Annotated in this window: 31 protein-coding genes; 17 read left to right on the top strand and 14 right to left on the bottom strand. The window is 68.7% G+C overall.

Features of this window, described 5'->3' with window-relative positions:
• Positions 1-26 precede the first annotated feature (26 nt).
• Entirely contained in the window at positions 27-1,010 is a 984-nt protein-coding gene (locus tag AC07Y4_RS17825; protein WP_495274879.1) for a tripartite tricarboxylate transporter substrate binding protein, read from the bottom strand.
• A 115-nt stretch (positions 1,011-1,125) separates the two neighbouring features.
• Between AC07Y4_RS17825 and AC07Y4_RS17820 the strand changes: the two genes are divergently transcribed.
• Entirely contained in the window at positions 1,126-1,953 is an 828-nt protein-coding gene (locus AC07Y4_RS17820) for a helix-turn-helix domain-containing protein (RefSeq protein ID WP_487849324.1), read from the top strand.
• A 10-nt stretch (positions 1,954-1,963) separates the two neighbouring features.
• On the opposite strand, the gene AC07Y4_RS17815 is transcribed toward AC07Y4_RS17820, so the two are convergent.
• Positions 1,964-2,620 carry a glutathione S-transferase family protein gene (locus tag AC07Y4_RS17815; protein WP_487849325.1) on the bottom strand — a complete coding sequence of 219 codons (657 nt, stop codon included), beginning with the start codon at positions 2,618-2,620 and terminating at the stop codon, positions 1,964-1,966.
• Between the two features lie 91 nt (positions 2,621-2,711).
• On the opposite strand from AC07Y4_RS17815, the gene AC07Y4_RS17810 reads away from it, so the two are divergent.
• Together AC07Y4_RS17810 and AC07Y4_RS17805 are read left to right on the top strand one after the other, a co-directional pair.
• Entirely contained in the window at positions 2,712-3,932 is a 1,221-nt protein-coding gene (locus AC07Y4_RS17810; RefSeq protein WP_487849326.1) for a polyhydroxyalkanoate depolymerase, read from the top strand.
• A 406-nt stretch (positions 3,933-4,338) separates the two neighbouring features.
• Positions 4,339-5,037 (top strand): N-acetyltransferase, encoded by a 699-nt coding sequence (locus AC07Y4_RS17805; protein ID WP_487849327.1) that lies wholly within the window; start codon positions 4,339-4,341, stop codon positions 5,035-5,037.
• Here AC07Y4_RS17805 and AC07Y4_RS17800 read toward each other — a convergent pair.
• Complete coding sequence (locus AC07Y4_RS17800; protein ID WP_487849328.1) at positions 5,034-5,936, bottom strand: LysR family transcriptional regulator; 903 nt, start codon at positions 5,934-5,936, stop codon at positions 5,034-5,036. The two genes, AC07Y4_RS17805 and AC07Y4_RS17800, sit on opposite strands and share 4 nt — an antisense overlap.
• Before the next feature lie 85 nt (positions 5,937-6,021).
• Between AC07Y4_RS17800 and AC07Y4_RS17795 the strand changes: the two genes are divergently transcribed.
• Complete coding sequence (locus AC07Y4_RS17795) at positions 6,022-7,134, top strand: adenosine deaminase family protein (RefSeq protein ID WP_487849329.1); 1,113 nt, start codon at positions 6,022-6,024, stop codon at positions 7,132-7,134.
• An 8-nt stretch (positions 7,135-7,142) separates the two neighbouring features.
• The gene (locus AC07Y4_RS17790) at positions 7,143-8,126 is read left to right on the top strand and encodes a Bug family tripartite tricarboxylate transporter substrate binding protein (RefSeq protein ID WP_487849330.1); all 984 of its coding nucleotides are present in this window, start codon (positions 7,143-7,145) and stop codon (positions 8,124-8,126) included.
• A gap of 19 nt (positions 8,127-8,145) precedes the next feature.
• Here AC07Y4_RS17790 and AC07Y4_RS17785 read toward each other — a convergent pair whose 3' ends face one another.
• Positions 8,146-8,604, bottom strand: a complete 459-nt coding sequence (locus AC07Y4_RS17785) for a CBS domain-containing protein (protein ID WP_062476634.1) — start codon at positions 8,602-8,604, stop codon at positions 8,146-8,148.
• A 148-nt stretch (positions 8,605-8,752) separates the two neighbouring features.
• Between AC07Y4_RS17785 and AC07Y4_RS17780 the strand changes: the two genes are divergently transcribed.
• Both AC07Y4_RS17780 and AC07Y4_RS17775 read left to right on the top strand, forming a co-directional pair.
• Complete coding sequence (locus AC07Y4_RS17780; protein WP_062476631.1) at positions 8,753-10,063, top strand: O-acetylhomoserine aminocarboxypropyltransferase; 1,311 nt, start codon at positions 8,753-8,755, stop codon at positions 10,061-10,063.
• Between the two features lies 1 nt (position 10,064).
• Complete coding sequence (locus AC07Y4_RS17775) at positions 10,065-10,871, top strand: alpha/beta fold hydrolase (RefSeq protein WP_095744534.1); 807 nt, start codon at positions 10,065-10,067, stop codon at positions 10,869-10,871.
• Between the two features lie 24 nt (positions 10,872-10,895).
• On the opposite strand, the gene AC07Y4_RS17770 is transcribed toward AC07Y4_RS17775, so the two are convergent.
• The gene (locus AC07Y4_RS17770) at positions 10,896-11,561 is read right to left on the bottom strand and encodes an NAD-dependent epimerase/dehydratase family protein (protein WP_062476626.1); all 666 of its coding nucleotides are present in this window, start codon (positions 11,559-11,561) and stop codon (positions 10,896-10,898) included.
• A gap of 21 nt (positions 11,562-11,582) precedes the next feature.
• The gene (locus tag AC07Y4_RS17765; RefSeq protein WP_139705773.1) at positions 11,583-11,966 is read right to left on the bottom strand and encodes a thioredoxin family protein; all 384 of its coding nucleotides are present in this window, start codon (positions 11,964-11,966) and stop codon (positions 11,583-11,585) included.
• Positions 11,967-12,064: 98 nt separating this feature from the next.
• Between AC07Y4_RS17765 and AC07Y4_RS17760 the strand changes: the two genes are divergently transcribed.
• Complete coding sequence (locus tag AC07Y4_RS17760; protein ID WP_487849331.1) at positions 12,065-12,415, top strand: Mpo1-like protein; 351 nt, start codon at positions 12,065-12,067, stop codon at positions 12,413-12,415.
• Between the two features lie 22 nt (positions 12,416-12,437).
• On the opposite strand, the gene AC07Y4_RS17755 is transcribed toward AC07Y4_RS17760, so the two are convergent.
• A complete protein-coding gene (locus AC07Y4_RS17755) occupies positions 12,438-13,649 on the bottom strand; it encodes a YihY family inner membrane protein (RefSeq protein WP_062476621.1) in 1,212 nt (403 codons plus the stop codon).
• 109 nt (positions 13,650-13,758) lie between these two features.
• Here AC07Y4_RS17755 and AC07Y4_RS17750 point away from each other — a divergent pair, with 109 nt between their 5' ends.
• Positions 13,759-14,181, top strand: a complete 423-nt coding sequence (locus tag AC07Y4_RS17750) for a DUF2069 domain-containing protein (RefSeq protein ID WP_487849332.1) — start codon at positions 13,759-13,761, stop codon at positions 14,179-14,181.
• Positions 14,178-15,605: an FAD-binding oxidoreductase gene (locus AC07Y4_RS17745; protein WP_495274878.1), complete on the top strand. Its 1,428-nt coding sequence runs from the start codon at positions 14,178-14,180 to the stop codon at positions 15,603-15,605. Before AC07Y4_RS17750 ends, AC07Y4_RS17745 begins: the two co-directional genes overlap by 4 nt.
• Here AC07Y4_RS17745 and AC07Y4_RS17740 read toward each other — a convergent pair.
• From AC07Y4_RS17740 to nthA, 3 genes are read right to left on the bottom strand one after another with little or no spacing between them, the layout of a single operon-like run.
• Positions 15,602-15,979 (bottom strand): nitrile hydratase accessory protein, encoded by a 378-nt coding sequence (locus AC07Y4_RS17740; protein WP_095744529.1) that lies wholly within the window; start codon positions 15,977-15,979, stop codon positions 15,602-15,604. The genes AC07Y4_RS17745 and AC07Y4_RS17740 overlap by 4 nt on opposite strands.
• Complete coding sequence (gene nthB, locus AC07Y4_RS17735) at positions 15,976-16,641, bottom strand: nitrile hydratase subunit beta (protein ID WP_487849334.1); 666 nt, start codon at positions 16,639-16,641, stop codon at positions 15,976-15,978. The genes AC07Y4_RS17740 and nthB overlap by 4 nt, the downstream gene beginning before the upstream one ends.
• Positions 16,638-17,276 carry a nitrile hydratase subunit alpha gene (gene nthA, locus AC07Y4_RS17730; protein WP_487849335.1) on the bottom strand — a complete coding sequence of 213 codons (639 nt, stop codon included), beginning with the start codon at positions 17,274-17,276 and terminating at the stop codon, positions 16,638-16,640. The genes nthB and nthA overlap by 4 nt, the downstream gene beginning before the upstream one ends.
• Positions 17,277-17,312: 36 nt before the next feature.
• Between nthA and AC07Y4_RS17725 the strand changes: the two genes are divergently transcribed.
• From AC07Y4_RS17725 to AC07Y4_RS17715, 3 genes are read left to right on the top strand one after another with little or no spacing between them, the layout of a single operon-like run.
• A complete protein-coding gene (locus tag AC07Y4_RS17725; RefSeq protein ID WP_070059729.1) occupies positions 17,313-18,152 on the top strand; it encodes a thymidylate synthase in 840 nt (279 codons plus the stop codon).
• 5 nt (positions 18,153-18,157) lie between these two features.
• Entirely contained in the window at positions 18,158-18,676 is a 519-nt protein-coding gene (locus AC07Y4_RS17720) for a dihydrofolate reductase (RefSeq protein ID WP_487849336.1), read from the top strand.
• Complete coding sequence (locus AC07Y4_RS17715; RefSeq protein WP_487849337.1) at positions 18,673-19,800, top strand: phosphatidate phosphatase App1 family protein; 1,128 nt, start codon at positions 18,673-18,675, stop codon at positions 19,798-19,800. Before AC07Y4_RS17720 ends, AC07Y4_RS17715 begins: the two co-directional genes overlap by 4 nt.
• 7 nt (positions 19,801-19,807) lie before the next feature.
• Here the strand turns inward: AC07Y4_RS17715 and AC07Y4_RS17710 are convergent, their stop codons facing one another.
• On the bottom strand, positions 19,808-21,049 hold the full coding sequence (locus tag AC07Y4_RS17710) for an NADH:flavin oxidoreductase/NADH oxidase family protein (protein WP_487849338.1): 1,242 nt from the start codon (positions 21,047-21,049) through the stop codon (positions 19,808-19,810).
• Positions 21,050-21,118: 69 nt separating this feature from the next.
• Here AC07Y4_RS17710 and AC07Y4_RS17705 point away from each other — a divergent pair, with 69 nt between their 5' ends.
• Positions 21,119-21,613 carry a MerR family transcriptional regulator gene (locus AC07Y4_RS17705; RefSeq protein WP_070059732.1) on the top strand — a complete coding sequence of 165 codons (495 nt, stop codon included), beginning with the start codon at positions 21,119-21,121 and terminating at the stop codon, positions 21,611-21,613.
• Between the two features lie 55 nt (positions 21,614-21,668).
• Positions 21,669-21,908: a hypothetical protein gene (locus tag AC07Y4_RS17700; RefSeq protein ID WP_495274877.1), complete on the top strand. Its 240-nt coding sequence runs from the start codon at positions 21,669-21,671 to the stop codon at positions 21,906-21,908.
• Between the two features lie 13 nt (positions 21,909-21,921).
• Here AC07Y4_RS17700 and gdhA read toward each other — a convergent pair whose 3' ends face one another.
• Positions 21,922-23,265 (bottom strand): NADP-specific glutamate dehydrogenase, encoded by a 1,344-nt coding sequence (gdhA, locus tag AC07Y4_RS17695; protein ID WP_070059733.1) that lies wholly within the window; start codon positions 23,263-23,265, stop codon positions 21,922-21,924.
• A gap of 231 nt (positions 23,266-23,496) precedes the next feature.
• On the opposite strand from gdhA, the gene AC07Y4_RS17690 reads away from it, so the two are divergent.
• On the top strand, positions 23,497-23,988 hold the full coding sequence (locus tag AC07Y4_RS17690) for a hypothetical protein (RefSeq protein WP_487849339.1): 492 nt from the start codon (positions 23,497-23,499) through the stop codon (positions 23,986-23,988).
• A 56-nt stretch (positions 23,989-24,044) separates the two neighbouring features.
• On the opposite strand, the gene AC07Y4_RS17685 is transcribed toward AC07Y4_RS17690, so the two are convergent.
• Both AC07Y4_RS17685 and AC07Y4_RS17680 read right to left on the bottom strand, forming a co-directional pair.
• Positions 24,045-25,064 carry a TRAP transporter substrate-binding protein gene (locus AC07Y4_RS17685; RefSeq protein WP_095951067.1) on the bottom strand — a complete coding sequence of 340 codons (1,020 nt, stop codon included), beginning with the start codon at positions 25,062-25,064 and terminating at the stop codon, positions 24,045-24,047.
• Between the two features lie 45 nt (positions 25,065-25,109).
• A complete protein-coding gene (locus AC07Y4_RS17680; RefSeq protein WP_062476577.1) occupies positions 25,110-25,892 on the bottom strand; it encodes an IclR family transcriptional regulator in 783 nt (260 codons plus the stop codon).
• Between the two features lie 196 nt (positions 25,893-26,088).
• Here AC07Y4_RS17680 and dctP point away from each other — a divergent pair.
• On the top strand, positions 26,089-26,639 hold a 551-nt coding region (dctP, locus tag AC07Y4_RS17675; RefSeq protein WP_487849346.1), incomplete at its 3' end, for a TRAP transporter substrate-binding protein DctP.

The following is a 26,639-nucleotide window of genomic DNA, read 5'->3' as shown; positions in this document are numbered from 1 at the left end:
CTCCTTGTCTGCGGGTGTGTGTGTCGTCAGTCGGCGCGGATGCCAAACTCGCGCACCAGCTTGCCGAAGCGCTGGTCGTCGTCGGCGATCTGGCGGGCCAGCACGGCCGGCTCGCCGCCCACGGGCTCGATGCCCAGCGCGGCCATGCGGGCCTGCACGTCGGGCATCTTCAGGATCTCGTTGACGTGGCGGTTGAGCGTCTGCACGACCTCGGCCGGCATCGCTTTCGGCCCGAGCAGGCCCATCCAGGCGCTCACGTCCATGTCGCGGTAGCCCAGCTCCAGGAAGGTGGGCACGTTGGGCATGAGCTTCGTGCGCTGGCGCTCGGCCACGGCCAGCGGCACCAGCTTGCCGACGGCAATGTGGCCCGCCACCGCGCCGGGCGTGATCCAGCCCACGCTCACGTGGCCGCCCAGCGTGTCGTTGACCACCGGCGCCACGCCGCGGTACGGCGCGTGTGCAATGGCCACGCCGGCGTCCTTGTTGAAGAGCTCGCCCGCGATGTGCATCGGCGAACCCGCGCCCGGCGTGCCGTAGGTGAAGGCCTTGCCGGCCTTGGCGCCGGCCACGAGCTGCGCCACGGTCTGGATGCCGCTCGTGGGCGCCGTGACCATCAGCACCGGGATGTTGCCGGTCTTGACGATGGGGGTGAAGTCTTTCACCACGTCGTGTGCCACGCCAGGACCGGCCTTGAGCACGTGCTGCGCGATGGGGAAGGTGCTGGGCGTGAAGAGCAGCGTGTAGCCGTCCGCCGGCGCCTTGGCGACCCAGGCGTTGCCGATCATGCCGCTGGCGCCGGGGCGGTTGTCGACCAGCACCGGCTGGCCCAGGCGCTGCGCGAGCTTCTCGGCGTAGGTGCGCGCGATGGCGTCGGTGTCGCCGCCGGCCGGGTAGGCGACGACCAGGGTGACCGGCTTCGCGGGCCACGATTGCGCCAGCGCCGCTGTCGCGGCGCACAGCAAAAGAATGGCTCCTGCAGCGGCACGGACCATGTTTCGTTGGTGGAACATCTTGCGTTTTCCTTCTCGGTGGGACGACATGGGGGTGTCGTCGGACTGTAGGAACGGCGCCGCGCGGCCAGAAGATATAGTTTCACTGAGTGAACCTTTTTTCTTCGGAGGCGGCATGTCGGACACCAGCGGCGCGCACAGCGTGAAGTCGATCGACGCATTGCGCCGCGGGCTCGACGTGATGCTGGCCATCCAGCGTTCGTCGGCCGTCACGCTGCAGGAGCTGCACCGGCAGACCGGCCTGTCGAAGGCCACGCTGCTGCGCATCCTGAAGACGCTGCAGCAGGCCGGCTGGGTGGAACGCAACGAGCTGGAGAAGCGCTACGTGCCCACCTCGGCCACCGGCCAGTCAGGGGCTGCAGCAGCGTGGCGCACGCGGCTCACGGCCCTGGCGGCGTCGCCGCGCGCCACGCTGCAGCGGCTGGTGCCATGGCCCATCGACCTCGGCGTGCGCGACGGCACGGCGATGCTCATCCTCGACACTGACCGGCCGCGCAACGGCCTGGCGGTCAACTACCGCGCGCTGGGCTTTCGTCCGCCGATGCTGCTGTCGTCGCTCGGGCGCTGCTACCTCGCGTTCTGCCCCGAAGAGGAGCGCCGAGAAATCGTTGCCGCACTGGCGCGTTCACCGAACGATTTCGACCGCGGCGCGCGGCGCCCCGACAGCATCCGCCGCATGGTGGCGCATGCGCGCGACCAGGGCTACGCGGCGCGCGACCCCACGTCCACCAGCCTCGATTCGCCCGACCGCTTCGGCGCGGTGTCGGTGCCGGTGCGGCTGGGCGATCAGGTGGTGGGCTGCCTCAGCTGCGCGTGGCTGCCGGCGGTGAAGAGCGAGCGCGAGATCGTGACGGCGCACTTGGGCGACCTGCAGCAGGCCGCGCAAAGCATCGAGCGCCGGCTGCGGCAGGACGGCCTCGGCCTGCCGCCCGCAAGCGCGTGAGGAAGCAGCGTCAGAACTCCGCGTCGAGTTCGTCGATCTCGTCGGGCTCCTGCAGCGCGGCGGCCACCCATTCCTTCATGGCGGGCAGCTCCATCACGCGCTTGCCGTACGCGGCGCACACGCTGTCGAGCGCCACGTCGTAGCTCAGGAAGCGCGTGACCACGGGCGCGTACATCGCGTCGGCCATGCCGGGCTGCTTGCCGAACAGGAATGGACCGCCGTAGGCTTTCAGACACTCGCGCCAGATGGCGACGATGCGGTCGATGTCGCCCTGCGCGCGCGACCACACCTTGAAGTTCTTGAAGCGGGCCTTGATGTTCATCGGCAGCGCGCCGCGCATCGAGGCGAAGCCCGAGTGCATCTCGCCGCAGATGGCGCGGCAGTGCGCACGCGCCGCGGCGTCGGCGGGCAGCAGGCCGGCCTTGGGCTTGATCTCGTTGAGGTACTCGCCGATGGCCAGCGTGTCCCACACCTTGATGCCGCCATGCTGCAGCGAAGGCACCAGCATCGACGACGACAGCAACAGCATCTCGGCCTTCATGGCCGGGTCGTCGGGCGGGATGACCTTCTCGCTGAAGTCCAGCCCCGCGAGCCTGCACATCAGCCAGCCGCGCAGCGACCAGGCGCCGTAGTTCTTGCTGCTGATCGTGAGAACGGGTTTGGCCATCGCGACACTCCTTGGACGATGCGGGGTGTGTGCAAGCGCCGTGCCACGAGTTGCCGTGCTTGTTGGCCCGCAACTTGCCTGCAACCCGTGCATGCTGTACCGCGCTTACCAGAACCAGGCCGACCTGCTCTCGCCATGGCGGCTCACCGCGCAGTACCTGGGCCGCGCCCTCTGGCAGGACGGCACCGAGCGCACCGCGCTGCGGCGCATGGCCGCGCGCTGCGAGGTCTTCTCGCGCATGCGGCTCACCCACACGCGGCCGGCCTACGGCATCGACAGCGTGGTGGTCGACGGCGCCGACGTGCCCGTGCACGAAGAGGCCGCGCTGGTCTCGCCCTTCGGCACCTTGCTGCACTTTCGCAAGGCACACACCGAAGCGGTGCACCCGCGCGTGCTGCTGGTCGCACCACTGTCGGGCCATTTCGCCACGCTACTGCGCGAAACCGTGCGCACCCTGCTGCGCGACCACGACGTGTACCTGACCGACTGGCACAACGCGCGCGACGTGCCGCTGTGGCAGGGCCGCTTCGGGCTGGACGACTACACGCTGCAGCTGATGCGCTTCGTCGAGGCCGTGGGCCCAGGGGCGCACATGGTGGCCGTGTGCCAGCCCTGCGTGGCCGCGCTGGCCGCGACCGCGCTCATGGCGGAAGACGACCACCCGGCCACGCCGCGCAGCCTCACGCTCATGGCGGGGCCGGTCGATTGCCGCATCAACCCGACCGGCGTGAACGTGCTCGCGACCAGCAAGCCCATCGACTGGTTCCGCCGCAACCTCATCAGCCATGTGCCGTGGCCGCACGCGGGCGCGATGCGGCGCGTGTACCCCGGCTTCCTGCAGCTCACGGCCTTCATGAGCATGAACCCCGAGCGCCACAAGAAGCAGTTCGAGGACATGGAGCGCCTGCTGGTCGAAGGCGAACTCGACAAGGCCCGCACCATCGCCGAGTTCTACGACGAGTACCTGGCGGTGAACGACCTGCCGGCCGAGTTCTACCTGGAGACCGTCGAGCGCGTGTTCCAGACCTACGACCTGCCGCGCGGCGTGCTCACCGTGGCCGGGCGCACCGTGAACCCCGCGGCCATCCGGCGCACCGCGCTGCTCACGGTGGAAGGCGAGCGCGACGACATCTGCGCGGTCGGCCAGACCGTGGCCGCACAAGACCTGTGCAGCAGCATCCGCCCGTACCTCAAGACGCACCACCTGCAGGCCGGCGTGGGGCACTACGGCGTGTTCAGCGGCAGCAAATGGAACACGCAGATCTACCCGCGCGTGCGCGAGACGATCCACGCGGCCGACGAACTGCACTGAGCGCAACCCGCGTTCAATCTGGCAGAGACCGCGGGGACTTTGGTTGCCCGAACACCCCCGGCTTCCTACAATCGACCCTATGAACGTCATGGTTTTCATCCCCGGTTTCGATCGCGCGGCGGCCTCTGCGGCCCCGGGCGACGCGCGCGTGCGCGCACCCGCGGCGATGACGGCGAGGTCGCAGCAGACCCTCGCACATCCCTGAGCCCGGCGGTCAGCCTCCTTTTCTCTTCAGCGCACATCGACCGTCGGGCACCCGCCCCGCGCGGTCGCGCGTCCTGGCTTTGATCCGCCCGGGCGACGCACCACTTCCCCCAGCGTCCGACCTTCCTCCCGCCTCCGGCCCCGTGCCGCGCGGAAGGACCTCGCCCGCTTCGCCGTCGTGTTTCGTCGTGAGGATTTCCCCGTGGTGGCTCTTGCCTGCTCCCCTTCCGTTCCTTTTTCGCCTTCGCCTGCCCTGCCGCCCTGGCCCGCCTGGCTGTCGTTCGACGCGCTGCGCCGCCGCCTACTGCGGCCGGCCGAGCTGCGCATCGACGTCGATCCGAAGAAGGGCCGCCCGAGCGAGCCGCTGACGCCCGTGTACGACCGCATGCGCGCCATGGGCGAGCGCGTGCAGGACCTGCCCGCGCTGCGCCTGGACGACCCCGACCTGCGCGCACGCTTTCGCGAGGCCGACGGCGAGACCTACGTGTACATCGAGGACGTGCGCCACCAGCGGCTGGTGGGCTACACCGTGTTCAACCGCCTGATCGAGCTCGACCGCCGCGCCGACCGCCACATCCGCGCACCGCATTCGCAGTACGACCCGGCCTACCAGCGGCGCGGCCTGGCCACGGCCGTGTACCGCTGGGCACTGGGCAGCGGCATGTGCCTGATGAGCGGCGCGCGCCAGTCGCCGGGCGCGCACGCGCTGTGGCTGCGCCTGGGGCGCGACTACACGACGGGTTTTGTCGACCTGCGCGAGAAGCGGCTGAGCTACCTCGGCGACGAAGTGGACGGCGACACGCTGTCGCAGCTGCACACGCGCATGTTCATGCTCGGCGAAGGCTGGACGCTGGAGCGTTTCAGTAGCGAAACGCGCATGGCGATGCTGGAGACTGCCTAGGCCTGCGGCAACCGCTCGCGCAAAAACCCGATGAGCTCCTGCGCCGCCACGTTGCGCATCGGCCCCGGCAGGTAGGCCAGCACCACGCGCCGCTCGATGCGCGGCGCCGACAGCGGCACCACGGCCAGCTCGGGGTCGCGCAGCGACGAGGTGTACAGCTGCGGCATCAGCCCCAGCGCCTGCCCGCTGCGCACCAGCGCGTAGAGCGTTTCGGAATAGCTCACGCGGTACGGCTGCGCGCCCTGCGCGAACTGCGCGCGCGCCGGGTCGCCCAGCGCCGGCATGCTGCCGCTTTCGAACAGCACGAGGCGCTCGCTGCCGATGGCCTCCCAGCGCGCCTCGCCCGCCGCCGCCAGCGCGTGGTCGCTGCGCACCACCAGCACCAGCGGGTCGCGGAACAGGTCGATGCACTCCAGGCCGCCCGGCGGCTCGGTGATCGCGGCCACGGCCATGTCGAGCTGGCCGCTGCGCAGCTCGGCCAGCAGCACCGTGGAGGGCGCGTCGCGCCAGGCCAGCTCCACCTCGCCGCGCTGCTGCAGGAAGCCGGCCGCCGCCGCCGCGACGCGCGCGCTGGTCGAGGGGATCACGCCCACGCGCACGTAGGCGCGGCCGCGCTGCACCGTGCTTTCGATGTCGCGCAGCGCCACCTCGAAGGTGTGGACCAGGAAGTCGGTGCGCGCCAGCACCTCGGCGCCGACGGGCGTGAGTTCGAGCCGGTGGGTGGAGCGGGTCAGCAGCTCGGCGCCGAGCAGCTTCTCCATCTGCTTGATCGCATTGCTCAGCGCGGGCTGCGTGATGGCGAGCCGGCGCGCCGCGCGGCCGAAGTGCCCTTCCTCGACCAGCACCGAGAAACACTGCAGCTGGCGCAGCGTGAGCGCACGCAGGGGCAAGGCGGCCATGGGCGTCCTGGTTATCGATTCAATGAATCAAATTATAGAAATTCAAAATTTTCCTTATGAGCACGCACTGCCTAGACTGCGCCGCATGACCCTTGCCGCGCCTGCGCCCGCCGCCGCTCCTTTCACACTCGAAGCGATGCTGCGCGCGATTCCGAAGGTGGAGCTGCACTGCCACCTCTTCGGCACCGTGCGCCACCACACCTTCCGCCAGCTCAACCAGCGCGCCGGCGCGCCGCTGGCCGATGCGGAAATCGACGGCTTCTACACGCGCGGCGAAAAGCCCGTGGGCGTGCTGCGCGTGCTGCGCGCGCTCGACGCCCAGCTGGTGCGCAGCGCCGACGACCTGTACCAGCTCACGCTCGAATACCTGCAGGACGCGGCCTCGCACCAGGTGCGCTACGCCGAGTTCTTCTGGAACCCGACCGGCACGGTGCACGGCTCGGGCATTGCCTACCCGCTGGCGCAGGGCGCCATCGTCCGCGCGATCCACGATGCGCAGCAGGCGTTCGGCATCACCGGCCGGCTCATTGCCGCCATCGACCGCGAGGCCAGCGCCGAAGCGGCCGTGGAGATGGTCGAGTGGGTCCAGGCCCACCGCTGCGACGAGGTGATCGGCATCGGCATCGACTACCGCGAGAACGACCGGCCGCCCGAGCTCTTCGCCCGCGCGTACGCCGATGCGAAGAAGGCCGGCCTGAAGACCACCGCGCACGCCGGCGAGTTCGGCATGCCCTGGACCAATGTGCGCACCGCGCTCGAGCTGCTGCAGGTCGACCGCATCGACCACGGCTACACGGTGGTCGACCAGCCCGACTTCGCGCGCCAGTGCGCCGAGCGCGGCGTGATCTTCACCGTGGTCCCGACCAACTCCTACTACCTGCGCACGCTGCCGCCCGAGCGCTGGGCACTGGACCACCCCATCCGCCGCATGCCCGGCCTGGGCCTGCGCATCCACCCGAACACCGACGACCCGACGCTGCACCAGGTCACGCCCACGGGCGCCTGGCTGATGATGGTGCGCGACTTCGGCTTCGGCCTGGACGACCTGCGCGGCTTCATGCACAACGGCCTGGACGGCGCGTGGATCGACGACACGCAGCGCCGCCAGTGGCGCGCCGAATGGAGCGCCGACTTCGACGCGCTGCGCGCCCGCCTGCCCTTCGAACCCACGCCTTCCGCCACACCCTTCCCCGGATGAACCCCGCCATGACCACAAACCGCCGCCTGATCCTTGCCGCTGCAGCGCTTTGCGCCGCCCTGCCCACGGGCGCCCTCGCCCAGCCCGCCTGGCCCGCCGCCAAGCCCCTCACGCTGATCGTGCCCTTCACGGCCGGCGGCAGCGTGGACGTCAACGCCCGCCTCGTGGCGCAGCGCCTGGGCGAGCGGCTCAAGCAGTCGGTCGTGATCGAGAACGTGAGTGGCGCGGGCGGCGCCATCGGCGTGGCCAAGGCCGTGAGCGCGGCACCCGACGGCTACACGCTGGTGGTCGGCCCCGACAGCGCCATCGCCATCGGCCGGCTGGTCAACCCCTCGGCCTTCCGCTTCGATCCGCTCAAAGACCTGGCACCCGTCGGCCTGCTCAACACCGCGCCGATGGTGCTGGTGGCGCGCCCCGGCCTGGACGTGCGCAGCTACGCCGACTTCGTGAAGCTCGCCAAGGCCCAGCCCGGCCACTACAACTACGCCACCTCGGGCGTGGGCACCGTGCTGCAGCTGGCGATGGAACTGCTCAAGGAGCGCAGCGGCATCTTCGTGACGCACGTGCCCTACCGCGGCGGCGCACAGATCGCCACCGACGTGATCGGCGACCAGGTCGACCTCGCGATGCTGGTGAGCACCAGCGCCATCCCGCACGTGAACGGCAAGCGCCTGAAGGCCCTGGGCATCACCGGCAGCCAGCGCCTACCGGCGCTCGCGCAGGTGCCCACCTTCAACGAGATGCCCGGCCTCAAGGGCTACGACATGGTGAGCTGGACCGGCATCTTCGCGCCCGCGAAAACGCCGCCGGCCGTGGTGGCGCGGCTCAACCAGGAACTGAATGCGGTGCTGCAGGAAGACGGCGTGCGCGCCAAGCTGGCGGAGCAAGGCGCATTGCCGGGCAGCGGAACGCCGGAGGCGTTCGGGAGGTTCGTGCAGTCGGAGTACGCACGCAACAAGAAGATCGTCGAAACCGCCAACATCAAAGAGTAGGCGGTCCGGCCGGCCGGGCTCAGCCGGCCTTTTCGTTGCTCTCGTCTTCCGGCCAGTCGCGGATGTAGGCCTTGAGCATCTTGTTCTCGAAGTTCTGCGCGTCGACCACGGCCTTGGCCACGTCGTAGAAGCTGATCACGCCCATGAGCATGCGCTTGTCCATCACGGGCATGTAGCGCGCGTGGCGCTCCAGCATGATGCGGCGGATTTCGTCGAGGTCGGTTTCGAGCGTGCAGGTGACGGGCGCGTCGTCCATGGCCTTGCGCACCAGCGTGGTCCCGACCTGGCCGCCGTTGTTGACGACCGCCACGATCACTTCACGGAAGGTGAGCATGCCGACCAGGTCGCCGTGCTCCATGACCACCAGCGAACCGATGTCCTTGTCCGCCATGGTCTTGGCGGCTTCCGCCAGCGGGTCGTCGGGCGTGGTGGTGAAGAGCGTGTTGCCCTTGACGCGAAGAATGTCGCTGACTTTCATGGTGGTGCTCCTCTCGGGGATTCGTCGTTCTCGGCGTCGTGCCGATTTGAATATAGCCCACAATCGACGCCGACCCGAACGCCCCTGTCGCCTGTGCAAGCATTGCCGGTGTCACGGGGCATTGCGAAGAGACAACAGAAAGGCCTTCATGCCCGGTTATTCCGACCCCGGTTTCGACACCCTCGCGCTGCACGCCGGCGCCGCCCCCGACCCCACCACCGGCGCGCGGGCCGTTCCCATCCACCTGACGACCTCCTTCGTCTTCGAATCCAGCGACCACGCCGCCGCGCTGTTCAACCTGGAACGCGCGGGCCACGTGTATTCGCGCATCAGCAACCCGACCAACGCGGTGCTGGAGCAGCGCGTGTCGGCGCTCGAAGGCGGCATCGGCGCCATCGCCACGGCCAGCGGCCAGGCCGCGCTGCACCTGTCGGTGGCCACGCTGATGGGCGCGGGCTCGCACATCGTCGCCAGCACGGCGCTGTACGGCGGCTCGCAGAACCTGCTGCACTACACGATGCGCCGCTTCGGCATCGAGACCACCTTCGTGAAGCCCGGCGACCTCGATGCCTGGCGCGCCGCGGTGCGCCCCGAGACCAAGCTCTTCTTCGGCGAAACCGTGGGCAACCCGGGCCTCGATGTGCTCGACATTCCCGCCGTGAGCGACATCGCCCACGAAGCCGGCGTGCCGCTGCTGGTCGACTCCACGCTCACCTCGCCCTACCTCATCAAGCCCTTCGACTGGGGCGCCGACCTGGTCTACCACTCGGCCACCAAGTTCCTGTCGGGCCACGGCACCGTGATCGGCGGCGTGGTGGTCGACGGCGGCAGCTTCGACTGGGAGAAGTCAGGCAAGTTCGCCGAGCTCACGCAGGCCTACGACGGCTTCCACAACATGGTGTTCAGCGAGGAAAGCACCGTCGGCGCCTTCCTGCTGCGCGCGCGCCGCGAAGGCCTGCGCGACTTCGGCGCCTCGATGAGCCCGCACACGGCGTGGCTCATCCTGCAGGGCATCGAGACGCTGCCGCTGCGCATGGAGCGCCACATCGACAACACGCAGAAGGTGGTCGAGTTCCTGGCCAGCCATCCGTTCGTGTCGCGCGTGGGACATCCGCTGATCGAGTCGCACCCGAGCCATGCGCTCGCGCAGAAGCTGCTGCGCCATGGCGCGCGCGGTGCCGGCGCGGTGTTCAGCTTCGACATCAAGGGCAGCCGCGCGCAGGGCAAGGCCTTCATCGAGGCGCTCAAGCTGTTCAGCCACCTGGCCAACGTGGGCGATTGCCGCAGCCTGGTGATCCACCCGGCCAGCACCACGCACTTCCGCATGACCGACGAGGCACTGGCGGGCGCGGGCATCTCGCAGGGCACCATTCGCCTGTCGATCGGCCTCGAGGACCCGGCCGACCTGATCGACGACCTCAAGCGCGCGCTGAAGGCCGCGGAAAAGGCAGGTGCCTGAGATGAACTACACCGTCAACGGCCACGACACCTACTGCTACACCGCCGGCAAGCCCTTCGATGCGGCCAAGCCGACGGTGGTGTTCATCCACGGCGTGCTCAACGACCACAGCGTGTGGATTTTGCAAAGCCGCTGGTTCGCCAACCACGGCTGGAACGTGCTGGCGGTCGACCTGCCGGGCCACTGCAAGAGCGCCGGCGCGCCGCCGGCCAGCGTGGAAGAGGCGGCGCAGTTCGTCATTGCGCTGCTCGACGCGGCGGGCGTGCACAAGGCCGCGCTGGTCGGCCACAGCTTCGGCTCGCTGATCGCGCTCGAAACCGCGGCACGCGCGCCCGAGCGCATCACGCAGCTGGCGATGGTCGGCACGGCCTACCCGATGGTGGTGTCGCCCGCGTTGCTCGAAAGCTCGGTGAGCGATCCGCAGCGCGCCATCGCGATGGTCAACACCTTCTCGCACTCGCTGCTGGCGCCGCCGCCTTCGTCGCTCGGCCCGGGCACGTGGCTGTACGGCAGCTCGCGCGCGCTGATGCGCCGCGTGCTCGCGAGCAACCGCGAGGCCAATGTGTTCCACATCGGCTTCAAGGCCTGCAACGACTACGCCAACGGCGAAGCCGCGATGGAGAAGGTGCAGTGCCCCGTGCTGTTCCTTTTGGGCGACGCCGACCAGATGACGCCGCCGCGCGCCACCAAGGCGCTGGTGGGCAAGGCGCGCAACGCCAAGGTGGTGACGGTGCATGCCGGCCACGCGCTGATGAGCGAGGCGCCGGACGAGGTGCTGTTCGCTCTGCGCGACTTCGTCGCGGGCTGAAAACTGCGAAGAGCGCCGGGCGGCCTAGCTGCCCAGCGCGTTGATGTCCGCCGGATCGAGCAGCACCTTGCGTGCGCCCCGGCGCGCCACCGCGAGCATCGCGCGGCCCACCTTCTCGGTGGTGGTCACGCGGTCGGGCCACCAGCGGTGGGCCAGCCCGAGCACGGGCTTGAGCACGACGATCGCGGCGTCGTACAGCGGCGTCTTCGAGCGCACGCCGTGCAGCGGCTGGATCATGCCGGGCCGGAACATGTAGGACGCGCGAAACGGCAGGCGCATCAGCGCGTTCTCGGTCGCGCCCTTCACACGCGCCCACATGCGTTCGCCGCGCTCGCTGCTGTCGGTGCCCGCGCCCGTCACGTAGGTGAAGGTCATGCCCGGGTTGAGCCGCGCCAGCACGGTGGCGGCTGCGATCGTCAGGTCGTAGGTGATGCGCTTGTACTCCGGCTCCTTCATGCCGACCGACGACACGCCCAGGCAGAAGAAGCAGGCATCGAAACCCGTCAGCTGCGACTCGATGGCGCGGTAGTCGTACATGTCTTTGTGCACCAGGTCCTGCAGCTTGGGATGCTGCTGCCCGGTGGCACTGCGTCCCACGGCCACCACGCGTTCCACGTCGGGCGCCAGCAGGCACTCGCGCAGCACGCCCTGCCCCACCATGCCGGTGGCGCCAAAGATCAGGATGTTCATGGGAAGGAAGCTCCGAAGCGGTCAGACCGCGAAGGCCGCGGGCTTTTTCTCGAGCACGGCCAGCAGCAGGTCGACGTCGAGGCTGGAAGGCTGCGGCGGCTGCAGCGCGCCGAGCAGGCGCGACAGCGTTTCGATGTGCGGCAGCAGCGGACCGAGAAAGCGCGTGCCGTCGGCGCCCGCTACCAGCAAGGTCGGGAAGGTCTCGACGTCGAAGGCGTCGGCGATCTCGGCGTGGTCCTCGATGTCGACCCAGGCGAAGCGGAACTGTGGGTGCGCCTTTGCCAGCTCAACCAGCAGCGGCCGGTAGTCGCGGCAGGTGCCGCACCATTCGGCGCACAGGCAGACGACCCACAGCGCGTTGGCATCGGCGGAAGAATCGACGGGGACGACGGGAACAGCGCTCAAGGTGGATACGGCGAAGGTGGGATGGCGAACCCGGGTGGTGCGTCCGCGGGGTCGTGGCTATTATCAACAAAGCCCCTGCGGGGCGCAGGAGACCCACGATGAACACCTCCACCCCTGCCGCGCCGGACGCGCCGGCCACGGTCGATCCGCGCCGCTTCACCAGCTTTGCCGAGTTCTATCCCTTCTACCTGACCGAGCACGCCAACGTCACCTGCCGGCGGCTGCATTTCGCGGGCTCGACGATCTCGCTGCTGTGCCTCGTGGCCCTGGTGGTCACGCTCAATCCGTGGTGGCTGCTGGCCGGGCTGGTGGCAGGCTACGGCTTCGCCTGGGTCGGGCACTTCGGCTTCGAGAAGAACAAGCCCGCCTCGTTCAAGCGCCCGCTGTACTCCTTCATGGGCGACTGGACGATGTACCGGGACATCTGGGCCGGCCGCGTCAAGATCTGACGGACCGAACGCCAGGGCACTCCTAGATCAATAGCACGTCACCCAGCCGCAGCGTACGCAGCGGGCCCTTCTGCCACAGGTCTTCCAGCGGCTCGGCGCGCGGCATGAGCAGCTCGCGCAGCAGCGGCTCGATGGGCGTCGACGGGTCGGCCAGCAGCACGTAGCGCGGGTCCTGGTTGGCGGGCTCCTCGGCCAGCGGCGCGATCCAGTCGAGCCGCACCAGCGTCTCGAGCACCGGCGCCAGTTGCAGCCCGTCGACCCGCATGCGCGTCAGCAGTTCGCTCGCGCCCATGCCCTTGGCCGACGTGGCCTGCGCGCGCGCCAGGTGCTGCAGCACTTCCATCGCGAGCTGCATCGGCCAGCCCGCCGCGCCGCCCCGACGCGCCACGCCCGTCAGCAAACTCGGCAGGTAGGCCGCGATGACGGCGCCCAGCAGCACGATCACCCAGGCCACGTAGATCCACACCAGCAGGATCGGGAAGGTGGCGAAGGCGCCGTACAGCACCGAGTAGGTCGGCACCAGGCTCAGGTAGTAGCCCAACACGCGCTTGGCGATCTCGATGGCGGCCGCCACGAAGAGGCCGCCGGCCCAGGCGTGCGACCAGCGCACCGTGGTGTTCGGCACGTAGTGGTACAGCCCGGCCATGCCGGCCGCGAGCAGCAGGAATTCCAGGGTGTCGAAAGCCAGCTTGACGATGCCTCCGCCCACCACGTCACGCGACGCGGCGAACACGTACGAGGTGGTCGACAGGCTCACCGCAAGAATCAGCGGCCCGAGCGTGATGGTGGCCCAGTAGATCAGCACCCGCTGCGCCAACGGCCGCGGCGTGCGCACGCGCCAGATGTTGTTGAGCGTCTTGTCGATGGTGAGGATCAGCGCGATGGCGGTGATCAGCAGCACCACCAGGCCCGCGATGCCCAGCCCGCTGGCCTTGCTCGCGAACTGGTTCAGGTAGCCCAGCACCTGGCGCGCGATGTTGTCGGGAATCAGGCTCTCGATCAGCCAGCGCTGCAGGCGGCCCTGCATGGTGGCGAACATCGGGAACACGGTGAAGAGCGCGAGCGCCACCGTGAAGAACGGCACCATCGCGATGGTGGTGGTGAAGGTCAGGCTGCTGGCCGTGAGGCCGAGGCGGTCTTCGCGGAAACGCTCGCCCAATACCGCTGCGGTGTTGCGCCAAGGAAAGCGCGAAAGATCCCTCCAAAGCTGCCGACGATTCATGCCCGGTATCATAGGAGTTGAACTCTCCCCCAGTCTCCGCGCACTTCGTGTCGCTGCGCCAACCCCCTCACCGGGGGCGATACCAGCGGCCCGGCAAAGCCGGTTCCGCGGTATCCCGCTCATGAATGCCAACCAGCCGCTTCCTCCCTCTTCCGTCCGCGTCACCCGATGGGCCGCCGTGGGCAGCCTCGTCGGCCTGATCGTGCTGGGCCTGGCCTGGGAGCTGTGGCTGGCGCCGCTGCGCCCGGGCGGCTCGCTGCTGGCGCTGAAGGTGCTGCCGCTGGTCATTCCGCTCGCGGGGCTCTACAAGAACCGCATGTACACCTACCGCTGGGTCAGCCTGATGATCTGGCTCTACTTCACCGAAGGCGTGGTGCGCGCCTGGAGCGACACCAACGGCGTGGGGCAGGTCCTCGCGCTCGTCGAGGTGCTGCTGTGCCTCGTGCTCTTCGCGGCCTGCGCGTGGCATGTGCGCCTTCGCCTGCGCCACGCCAAGGCCGCCGCTGCCGCTGCTGCCCGTCCCCTGGAGGCTTCCGCCCAATGACCACCTCTTCTTCCCTCCTCGACCAACTGCGCGCCATCGTCGGCGCCACGCACGTGCTGACCGAGGGCGACCTCGCGGCCTACGAGCAGGACTGGCGCAAGCGCGCGCGCGGCAAGTCGCTCGCCGTAGTGCGCCCGGCCAATGCACAGCAGGTGGCCGACGTGGTCAAGACCTGCGCCGCGGCCGGCACGGCCGTCATTCCGCAGGGCGGCAACACCGGCCTGGCGGTCGGCTCCATTCCCGACGACAGCGGCACGCAGGTGGTGCTGAGCCTGCAGCGACTGAACGCGATCCGCAACATCGACGCCGCCAACCTCACGATGACCGTCGAGGCCGGCTGCATCCTGCAGACGCTGCAAGAGACCGCCGAGAAGGCCGGCTACCTGTTCCCGCTGAGCCTCGCGGCCGAGGGCAGCTGCACCATCGGCGGCAACCTGGCGACCAACGCGGGCGGCACGCAGGTCGTGCGCTACGGCAACACGCGCGACCTGTGCCTGGGCCTGGAAGTGGTCACGCCGCAGGGCGAGATCTGGGAAGGCACGAGCGGCCTGCGCAAGGACAACACGGGCTACGACCTGCGCGACCTGATCGTCGGCAGCGAAGGCACGCTGGGCGTCATCACCGCCGCCACCATGAAGCTGTACCCGCTGCCCGCCGCGCAGCTCACGGCCTGGGCGGCCGTGCCTTCGCTCGACCACGCGGTCACGCTGCTGGGCCTGGCGCACAAGCACCTGGGCTCGGGCCTCACGGGCTTCGAGGTGATGGGCAAGTTCGCGCTGAGCCTGGTCGACAAGCACATGCCGCAGCTGCGCGTGCCCTTCATCGACGACGAGGCCGTGCCGTATTGCGTGCTGCTCGAGAACTCCGACAGCGAGTCCGAGGACCACGCCCGCGCACGCTTCGAGGCGCTGCTCGAAACCGCCTTCGAAGACGGCTGCGTGACCGACGCGGTGGTGGCCGAGAACCTCACGCAGGCGCACCAGCTCTGGCACATCCGCGAGAGCATTCCGCTCGCGCAGGCCGAGGAAGGGCTGAACATCAAGCACGACATCTCGATCCCCGTGTCGCGCATTCCCGCCTTCGTGGAAGCCACCGACGCACTGCTCAAACGCGAGATCGCCGGCGTGCGGCTCGTGAACTTCGGCCACCTGGGCGACGGCAACCTGCACTACAACGTGCAGGCGCCCGAGAACATCGACACCAAGGCCTTCCTGAAGAACGAGGAAGAGCGCATCAACACGCTGGTCTACGACGCGGTCGAGCAGTTCGGCGGCTCGTTCTCGGCCGAGCATGGCGTGGGCTCGTTCAAGGTCGACAAGCTCGAGAAACACAAGTCGCCGGTGGCGCTGGAGATGATGCGGGCGATCAAGCGCGGGCTCGATCCGAAGAACATCCTGAACCCGGGGCGCGTGATCCGCGTCTAGCCCGGAAAGTCCTCGCCGCGCAGCTCAATCGGCTGGCCGTGCGGCGTGCGCTCCGCCGCGTGGTCCCAGGCGTGGCGGTAGCGGGCCAGCTCGTCGCCGGAACTCGCGCCCTTGCGGGCCACGAGGCCTTCGAGCGCGGCGAGCCAGTGGCGGTAGTAGGTGTCGCCCGTGTCCGGGTCGCCCGCGGCCTGCGCGGCGCTGATCTGCGTGGCCAGCGCTTCCGCCCATTCGACCCAGCTGAACAGCCCGCGCTCGTGCAACGCCAGCGTCATCGCGAAAGCCTGCGCCTCCCACGGTTCCCTGAACACCGGCCCGTCGGCGTCGCGCGGCATGCCTGGGGCGAGTGCGAGCGGTGGCATGTCGTTCGCCTTCATGCCGCGGGCTCCAGGTAGCTTTCCCACGCGTCGACCGACACGGCCAGGTTCTGGCGCGGCGCGGCGTCGCCCCACAGTTCGGCTTCATCGAAGACCACGGTGTAGAGCCATTGCGGCTGCTCGCCCAGGCCCTGCGCATTCGCATCGGCGAACACGTGCGCGCCGTGGATGTGCTCGATCGTGCCGCGCTTGCCCTGCACATAGGCCGGCAGGCGCGTGTGGTGGTCGACGCGCCCGAGGTGCATGCGCACGGCCTGCCCGACCGCAAAGCGCGCGGGCGCCGATGCGGGGCGCTCGGTGCCGGAGCCCTTGGCGAGCACGGCGGGCACGTTCGCGGCCTGCAGCACGCGGGCGACCGGTGCGGCCGGATGGTGCATCTGCCCGGATTCGATCTCGTCCGCGAAGACCTGGCCGCGTTGCAGCATCAGCTGCTCCAGCGCGCCGAGCCAGATCTGGTAGTAGCTCAGGTCGCGGTAGTCGGGCAGCGTCTCGCGCGCGGCGCGGCTGGTGTCGATGTTCCAGGAGCCGGTGGCGCCCATGGCCAGCGTGAGCGCCAGCGCGCGCGGCTCCCAGGCGCCATGGAACAGCTCGCCCTCGGGTTCGGGCGTGACGGGGCCGAAGCCGGGTTGTCCGCCGAGGTCGGCATGCGTCGTGTAGGTCATGTCGTGCTCCTTGCCGAAGGCGCCTCAACCACGCGCGTGCCGATCATCGAATCGCGCGAGACCAGCGCGGCGAGTTCGTCTTCGCTCCAGCCCTCGGTGCCCGCCGGGCGCTGCGGGATCACGAGGTAGCGCACCTCGGCGGTCGAGTCCCAGACGCGGATGCGCGTGGTCTCGGCCAAGGTGGTGCCGAAATCGGCCAGCACGCCGCGCGGATCTTTCACGGCGCGCGAGCGGTAGGGCGCGCTCTTGTACCAGGTGGGCGGCAGGCCGAGCACGGGCCAGGGGTAGCAGCTGCACAGGGTGCAGACGACCATGTGGTGCTGGTCGTCGGTGTTGGCCACGGCCACCATGTGCTCGCCCTGGCGGCCCGTATAGCCCAGCGAGGCGATGGCCGCCGTGGCATCGGCCATCAGCCAGTCATGGAACGTCTGGTCGACCCAGGCCCGCGCCACCACCCGTGCGCCGTTGCGCGGGCCGATGCGGGTCTGGTAGGTGTCGATCAGCGCATCGAGCGCGGCGGGGTCGATGTAGCCTTTTTGCGTGAGCACGCTTTCGAGGGCGCGCACGCGCAGGTCCATCTCGCCGAGTTCGCTGTGGTCGTGGGAATGGTCGTGGGAGTGGTCATGGCCGGTCATCGGCCGATGCTAGCGCCGCCCCGTAAAATTCCCAACATGACCCTCCCTGCCCGCCCCGTCCGCTCCCAGTACGAAGATTTCATGCGCCACGTCGACACGCACGGCGTGTTCAAGAGCGACCGCACGGGCACCGGCACCAAGAGCGTGTTCGGCCACCAGATGCGCTTCGACCTGAACGAGGGCTTTCCGCTGGTGACCACGAAGAAGGTGCACCTGAAGTCCATCATCCAGGAACTGCTGTGGTTCCTGACCGGCTCCAGCAACAACAACTGGCTCAAGGAACGCGGCGTCACCATCTGGGACGAATGGGCGCGCGAAGACGGCGACCTGGGCCCGGTGTACGGCGTGCAGTGGCGCAGCTGGCCCACGCCCGACGGCGGCCACATCGACCAGATTTCCGACGTCATCAAGACGCTGAAGACCAACCCCGACTCGCGCCGCATCATCGTGAGCGCCTGGAACGTGGCCGAGCTGTCGAAGATGGCGCTCATGCCCTGCCACGCCTTCTTCCAGTTCTACGTGGCACCGCCGCAGGCCGAGGGCGAACGCGGCAAGCTCAGCTGCCAGCTCTACCAGCGCAGCGCCGACATCTTCCTGGGCGTGCCCTTCAACATCGCCAGCTACGCGCTGCTCACGCACATGGTGGCGCAGCAGTGCGACCTCGATGTGGGCGACTTCATCTGGACCGGCGGCGACTGCCACATCTACAGCAACCACGCCGAACAGGTGAAGCTGCAGCTCAGTCGCACGCCCTTCCCTTACCCCACGCTGAACATCAAGCGCAAGCCCGACTCGATCTTCGACTACCAGTACGAAGACTTCGAAGTGCTCGATTACAAGCACGGCGATCCGATCAAGGCGCCGGTGGCGGTGTGAACGCGATGAGCGCCACCACGCCCCGCATCAACCTGATCTTCGCGCGCGCCGCCAATGGCGTGATCGGCGTGAACAACACCATCCCCTGGCACCTGCCCGAGGACATGGCGCACTTCAAGCAGCAGACCGCGGGCGCGCCCGTGGTGATGGGCCGCAAGACCTGGGACTCGTTGCCCCCGCGCTTTCGTCCGCTGCCGGGCCGCCGGAACATCGTGGTCACGCGACAAACCGACTGGCAAGCCGACGGCGCGCAAGCGGTCGGCAGCCTGCCCGATGCGCTGTCGCTGTGCACGCCGTCGGACTCACCCGAAGTCTGGGTGATCGGCGGCGCACAGATCTATGCCGAAGCCGAGCCGCTGGCCCAGCGCGCCGTGGTCACCGAGATCGCGCGCGACTACGAAGGCGACGCGCACGCCCCCGTGCTCGACGCCGCCGTGTGGCGCGAGACGCAGCGCGAGTCGCACGTCTCGGCCAAGGACGGCCTGCCCTTCAGCTTCGTGACCTACGAACGCGTCACTGCATGACGATCAAGCACCGCGCGCCCGGTACCTCGCCACAACTGTCGCGTCGCACCGTGCTGGCCGGTGCCGCCCTGCTCGCCGGCCTCGCGCCGCTGCAGGCCCTGCAGGCCGCGGGGCCGCTGGAGTCGGACGAAGAGGCGCTGTTCATGCCCGGCACCGCGCGCCCCACGGCCGACGGCCGGCTCGAGGTCGACGTGCATGCCTGGGTGTTCGAGCGCGAGCACCGCTGGGGCCTGGACGCCGCGCTCGCGCGCTACCTTGGCATGAACCTGAAGAAGCTCACGCCGGCCGCGCGGCTGCGCTTCAGCCAGCGCACCGCGCTGTTCCATGCCGAGTCGGAAGAAGACAAGGTGATCGACGTCGTGTTCGACGGCTCGGTCACGCGCCTCACGATGCCGCCCACGGGCGCCGACGGCCGCAGCAACCTGCGCGCGGTCATCGAGGCCTCGCACATCCCGGCGTCGCAGGAGTGGCTGCCCTTCCATGGCGTGACCGGTCCGGGCGAGCTGCTGCCGCGCTTTCGCGGCCGTGCGCAGATCGTGCCGGCGCAGGGCGTGTCGGTCATCTCGGACATCGACGACACCATCAAGCGCACGCAGGTGCGCGACCGGCGCGAGATGCTGCTGAACACCTTCGCGCGCCGCTTCGAGGCCGCGCCGGGCATGGCGGCGCACTACCGCGCGCTGGCGCAGGCGCCCGGCACGCGCTTTCACTACCTCTCGGGCAGCCCGATCCAGCTGTACCCCGCGCTCACCGATTTCATTCGCGACGCCGACTTTCCCGCGGGCAGCATGCACCTGCGCGAGAGCACGACCTGGCGCACGCTGATCCCCAGCGCCGAAGACTCGCGCGCGCACAAGCTCGGCGTGATCGAGCGGCTGCTGGCCGAATTTCCGCAGCGCCGCTTCCTGCTCGTGGGCGATTCGGGCGAGGCCGACCCCGAGATCTATGCGCAGGTGTTCCGCGCGCATCCGCAGCGCATCGACGGCATCGTGATCCGCGACGTGACCGACGAGAACCGGCTGTCCGATCGCTACCGCGCCACCTTCGAAGGCATCGAGCCCGTGGTCTGGCACCTGCTGCGGCCCGACACCACCGCCTGGCCCATTCAACCGGCCAATCGATAGCGGCGGGTCACGCCGCGCGCGCGTCCAGCCAGCGCCGGTAGCGCTTCGTCAGCCGCTTCGTGCGCAGCTGGTCGAGCACCAGGGTCAGGAACGGCGAGTGCGCGGGCGCGCTGTTGCGGCCCGGACGCAGCGTGCGCAGCCGGCGCTTCACCAGCGCCATGCGCGCCAGCGCGGCCATGACCTGGTCCTTCCAGTCGACCTGCGGGCTCTGCGCCGCCGCGTCTTCGCCCGCGCGCCAGCGTGCGGGCAGGTCGGGCGCCACGGCCAGCGCGGTGGCCATGCCCACCACGGCGACGCCTTCTCCCAGCACCCGTTCGGCGACGGCGCGGCGCACGATGCCGCCCGTGGTCATGACCGGCATGCGCGCCTCGGCGGCCAGCTCCCGGGCGAACTCCAGGAAGTAGGCCTCGCGCGCCAGCGTGCGGCCGTCGGCGGTGCGGCCCTGCATCGCCGGGCTCTCGTAGCTGCCGCCCGACAGTTCGACCAGGTCCACGGCCTCGTCGTTGAGCCAGCGGATGACCTGCTTGGCATCGTTCTCCGAGAAGCCGCCGCGCTGGAAGTCGGCGGAGTTGAGCTTCACGGCCACGGCGAAGCCGCGCGCCACGCGGGCCCGCACGGCACGCACCACGTCGAGCAGGAAGCGCGCGCGGTTCTCCAGGCTGCCGCCCCAGGCATCGGTGCGCTGGTTGGTCAGCGGCGACAAGAACTGCGAGAGCAGGTAGCCGTGCGCCGCATGCACCTGCACGCCGGTGAAGCCCGCGCGCTCGGCGGCCTGCGCCGTGGCGGCGAAGCGGTCGACGGTCTCGGCGATCTCCGCCTCGCTCATCGCCTTGGGTTGCACGAAAAGCTTGCTGTGCTTGCCCAGATCGAGCGCCACCGACGACGGCGCCCAGGCCGTGCCGCCCATGCTGATCTGCACCTGCCGGCCCGGATGGTTGATCTGCATCCACACCTGCGCGCCGCCGCTGCGCGCGGCCGTGGCCCATTCGGTGAAGCGCTCGAGCGGCGTGCCGGCTTCGAGCACGACGCCGCCCGGGCCGGTGAGCGCGCGGCCGTCGATCATCACGTTGCCCGTGAGGATCAGGCCCGCCCCGCCCTGCGCCCAGACGCGGTACAGGTCGTGCAGCGCCGCGCCCGGCAACTGCCCGGCATCGGCCATGTTTTCCTCCATGGCGGCCTTGGCCAGGCGGTTGGGCAGGACGCTCCCGTTGGGCAGGGTCAACGGCAGGAAAAGCGGCGAGGAGTTCACGATGAGGACCGGGTGGTGGAGTGGAAAAACCCGATGCTAAGATTCAAGCCAACTTGAAGGTCAAGCGATATGAAGATCGGTGAACTGGCAGACAAGACCGGCATGGCGCCCTCGGCCATCCGCTTCTACGAGCAAAGCGGCCTGCTGCCCGCGCCCGAGCGCGGCGCCAATGGGTACCGCGTCTACACCGAGGCCGCGCTCAAGCGGCTGCAGCTGATCCAGATCGCGCAGAACCTCGGCTTCTCGCTGGACAGCCTGCGCAGCGCCTTCGCAGGCTGCGAGGTCTTTTCGGCCGACGACCTGCTCGAACGGCTCGACGGCCGCGTGCGCGAAATCGACCAGCTCATGGCCGGCCTGCGCGCGCAGCGGCGCGACCTGACCGACCTGCGCACCACCTTGCGCCAGACCTGGGCCGCTGGCGAATGCATGGACCCCGCCACGCTGGCCGAAAGCATGGCTACGACCAGAAACAAAGTGGCACGTCCCTCGCGCCCGCAGAAAGAACTGGAAACTTCGGTACACGCCTCGAAAGGCATGCGCGGCGCAGGGTTTAGACAGCGCTAATTGTTTGTGCGCACAATGTCCGAACCGCCCTCCCCTCAACACAAGGAGACGACCCATGTCCATGGAATTTCTTCGGACCCTCGCCGAGCAGAAATTGCCATACGTCCTCCACACGCCCGCAGACATCGACTGGCTGCGCGTGCTGCGTGCCGCCGACCTCGTGACTGCCTTCATTCCGCCGTCGGAGCACGCGCCCGACGAGCGCGCGATCCATCAGCTGGCCCAGGTGGAATCGATCACCGCGAAGGGCCGCCTGGCCCTGAACAAGGCGACCTCTTCGTTCATCGAACTCTGACGAACCCGAATCGTCAGACCACGCCCTGCGCCAGCATCGCATCGGCCACGCGCACGAAGCCGGCGATGTTCGCGCCATCCACGTAGCTCACGCTGCCGTCGGCGCGCGAACCGTAGTGCAGGCACGACTCGTGGATGCCCTGCATGATCTGCAGCAGGCGCGCATCGACCTCGTCGCGCGTCCATGACAGCCGGGCCGCGTTCTGGCTCATCTCCAGGCCCGACGTGGCCACGCCGCCCGCGTTGCTGGCCTTGCCCGGCGCGTACAGCACGCCGTGGCCTTCGAGCACCTTCACGGCCTCGATGGTCGAGGGCATGTTGGCGCCTTCGGCCACGCACACCACGCCGTTCTTCACCAGCGTGCGCGCGTCTTCCTCGTTGAGCTCGTTCTGCGTGGCGCTGGGCAGTGCCACGTCGACCGGCACGTGCCACGGCGTGGCGCCGGCCACGAAGCGGGTGCCGGTGCGCTCGGCGTAGTCGCTCACGCGGCCGTAGAGGTGGTTCTTCACGTCCATCAGCACGGCCAGCTTCTCGGGCGTGAAGCCTTCCTCGTCGACCACGGTGCCGCTCGAGTCGGACACGGTGACCACCTTGGCGCCCAGCGCCATGGCCTTCTCGATGGTGTACTGCGCCACGTTGCCCGCGCCCGAGACGCTCACGCGCAGGCCGTCGAAGCTGCGGCCCTTGCGCTTGAGCATTTCCTGCGCGAAGTAGACGTTGCCGTAGCCGGTGGCCTCGGGGCGGATGAGCGAGCCGCCGAAGCTCAGGCCCTTGCCGGTGAACACGCAGTCGGCGCGGTTGGTGAGCTTCTTGACCATGCCGGCCATGAAGCCGACCTCGCGCCCGCCCACGCCCACGTCGCCGGCCGGCACGTCGGTGTCGGAGCCCACGTGGCGGAACAGCTCGGTCACCAGGGCCTGGCAGAAGCGCATCACCTCGCCCTGGCTCTTGCCCTTGGGATCGAAGTCGGCACCGCCCTTGCCGCCGCCCATGGGCAGCGTGGTCAGCGCGTTCTTGAAGGTCTGCTCGAAGGCCAGGAACTTGAGGATCGACAGGTTCACCGAGGGATGGAAACGCATGCCGCCCTTGTAGGGGCCGATGGCCAGGCTGTGCTGGATGCGGAAACCGCGGTTGACCTGCACCTCGCCGTGGTCGTCCACCCAGGACACGCGGAACATGATCACGCGCTCGGGCTCCACCAGCCGCTCCAGCAGGCTGTGGCTCGTGTACTTGGGGTGCTTCTCGATGTAGGGCCACAGGCTCTCCATCACTTCGGTCACGGCCTGCAGGTACTCGGGCTGTCCGGGGTTGCGTTGTGCGACGTGTGCGAGGAACCCCCCGACGGATGCGTGCTTCATTCCAATCAATCCTCTGTTTTCCAAAACGGTGCATAACCTTATGCGAATCCTGCATCTTGCCGGATCGGAGAACCAGATTGAGGCGCAAAGCCCTAACAAGGTGCGTTGTTTGGGGCGCGTAGCGTGGTGAGGCCCCAACTTGGAACATCGTCGGGGGCGCACCGGCGCCCGGGAAAAACCGTCAAAATCCCGCCCCGCGCCCTCCCGCACAGCCCGTCTCGGAATTCAAAGATGCAGATCAGCTACCGCTTCCAGTTCTCGCAGGCGCATGTGCTCACCGGCTTCCTGCGCAACCTGCAGCAGGTCTGGTGGGTCCGGTTCAAGTGGCCCTTGGCGCTGCTGTTCGCCCTGGCCCTGGCCATATGCGTCTACGAAGGGTTTCCCGTCCTGGCGGTCGTTTTCGCGGTCGGCATCGCGCTGCTGCTGAGCGCGCCGGCCATCGCCCGGCTGGCCCTCCATCGCTTCAGGAAGAGCCCCTTCTACAACGACGAGATCGACTTCTCGCTGTCGGAGAGCGGCTCCCACGCACGGGGCCGCCACAGCGAGGTGCGCCACGGCTGGGAGGCCTACACCAAGGCCCGCCGCTTCAAGGACGGCCTGCTGCTGTGCCACGGCCCGGACGCCTTCCACTGGTTGCCCGATGCGGCCGCGGCCGATCCGGCGGCCATTGCAGCGGCGCAGCAGCTCGCACGCGCGCGCATCCGGGACTACCGCGAGCTCTGACCGGGAACCGGGGACGATGAAGGCAAGGCGCCCCGGATCAACGGCACGCCCGCCTGCTACTTGCGCGCCTTCTCGATCTCCGCCATCAGCTCCTTGACGGTGGCCTCGCCGACCGAGGCCGTGTACTTGTCGATCACCGGCTTCACCTTGGCGCGCAGCTTCGCCATTTCTTCAGGCGGCAATTCGGAGACCGTCATGCCAGCCTTCTTGAGTGCGTCGAGCGCGCTGTCGGCGGCGCCGCGCGAGGCCTGGCGCTGGAACGTGGTCGCCTCCGCGGCGGCCTCGTTGACGATCTTCTTTTCGTCGGCACTCATGCCGTCCCAGGTCTTGCGGCTGATCAGCAGCGCCTGCGGGTTGTAGATGTGGCGAGTCTGGGTGATGTACTTCTGCACTTCCGCGAACTTGGACGACAGGATGGTCGTGTTCGGGTTCTCCTGGCCGTCGACCGCCTTCTGGTCGAGCGCGGGGTACAGCTCGGGGAACGGCAGCGGCGTGGCGTTGGCGCCCAGTGCGCTGAACATGTCGATGTAGATCGGCGACTGGATCACGCGGATCTTCAGGCCCGCGATGTCGTCGGCCTTGACGATCGGGCGCTTGCTGTTCGTCAGGTTGCGAAAGCCCAGGTCCCAGTAGCCCAGGCCGTGCAGCGCCTTGTCCTCCAGCTTGGCCATCAGCTTCTGGCCGAAGGGGCCGTCGGTGACGACGTCGGCTTCCTTGCCGCTGTTGAAGAGGAACGGGAAGTCGTAGGCCGCGAACTCCTTCACCTGCGCCGACAGGATGCCGGCGTTGAGCACGGTCATCTCCACGGTGCCGCCCTGCAGCGCCGACACCGTCTGCAGGTCGCCGCCCAGCGTGCCGCCGGGGAACAGCTTCACGGTGATCTTGCCGCCCGACTTCGCGGCCACGAGGTCGGCGAACTTCTGCGCGCCCTGCGCCTGCGGATGGCCGGCCTGGTTCTGGAACGCGAACTTGATGGTGCGCTCCTTGAGCTGCGCGAACGCACCAGGGGCCGCGAACGCGAGGGCCGCCGCCACGGCGGCCATCAATAGAGTGCGCTTCGAATGCTTCGTCTTCATGGTGATGTCTCCTTCTCTTTTTGGGGGTGGTGAAACCGGCAGGGCCTACGCCCTCTTCTTGAACAACGCCGAGGCCCCGCTGGCGCGCGCCACCTCTTCGGCGGCCTGGCACAGCGCCGGTCCCAGCGCCTCCATCCGCTGCGGCGTGAGCCGCACCGACGGGCCCGCGATGGTGACGACCCCGATCGCCGTGCCGTCGGCGCCGAACACGGGCGCGGCCATGGCGGTCATCGCGGGGGCGAACACCTCGTTGATCATGCTGAAGCCGCGCTGGCGCGCCGCCTTCACGAAAGCCATCACGGCCTTGAGCGACGTGGGGGCCTTGGGACCGTAGTCCTCGGGCTTGCCCAGCCCCTTCTTGGCGACGAGCGCCATCGCGTCGTCTTCGCCCATGGTCGACAACCACGCATGCCCGGCGGCGCTGCACGAGAGCGCCACCGACAGGCCCATGTCGGGGTCGTAGCGCAAGCCATGCGTGGCGCCTTGGGCCTTCGCGACAAAGGTCAGGTCTTCGCCGTCGACCACCGCCAGGCGCACGAGCTCGCCCGAGGTCGAGGCCAGCTGGTCGAGCAGCGGCTGCGCGATGTCGACGATGCCCGATCGGCTGAGGAACGACAGGCTGATCGAGACCAGCTTGATGGTCAGCACGTAGTGGCCGTCGCGCGCCTCCTGCCGCACGTAGCCGCAGCGGATGAGCTCCGCGAGCAATCGGTGCGATGCACTCAATGGAATCTGCAATTCGCTGGCCAACGCCGACAGCGCGCACCCCTCGGGATGCTCCGCCAGATGTTCCAGCACCTTGAAGCTGCGTTCCAGTATTCCGCTCATTTCGTCCTCCAGATGTCGTCTCGTCAACGCGGGCGATGCGGCCCGCCACTCAGGGTCCGCCAGCGTAGCAGAACTCGGGGAAGGGATTTCCATTATGGAAATTCTTTCCAACAAAAATACGATCGCCTCCGTCCGGCATTTTTTCCTTCCCCCTTTCTTCCTTCCCGCCTGAGGACCCTTCGTGAAACTTCTTCGTATGCTTGCCGTGGCCGGCCTGTGCGCCGGCCTCACCGCCCCGTCGTGGGCGCAGCAGGAGCGCGTGATCCGCTTCGGCCACCTGAACAACGCCGACCACCCCGTGAGCTTCGGCGTCAAGCGCTTTGCCGAACTCCTGTCGGCCAAGAGCGGCGGCAAGATGAAGGTCCAGGAGTTCCCCGCCTCGCAACTGGGCAACGAGATGCAGCAGCAGTCGGCCCTGCAGGGCGGCGTGCAGCAGATGTCGGCGCCGGCCACCACGTCGCTGGCCGGCATCGTCAAGGAGTTCGGCCTCGTCGACTTCCCCTTCTCGGTGAACAACTTCGCGCAGGCCGATGCACTGCTCGACGGCCCGTTGGGCCAGGCGCTGATCGCCAAGCTCCCCGAGAAGGGCCTTGTCGCCCTGGGCTACTGGGACCTCGGGTTTCGCAACGTCACGAACAGCAAGCGTCCGATCACCAAGCCTGAAGACCTTGAAGGTCTGAAGATCCGCGTGATCCCCAACCCCGTGTTCCTCGAGACCTTCAAGGCCTTCAAGGCCAACCCCGTGCC

The sequence above is a fragment of the Variovorax sp. GW460-12-1-14-LB1 genome, assembly GCF_059423605.1.
Note: the sequence above shows the minus strand (reverse complement) of the source record. Positions and strands in the feature narration are given on the sequence as shown.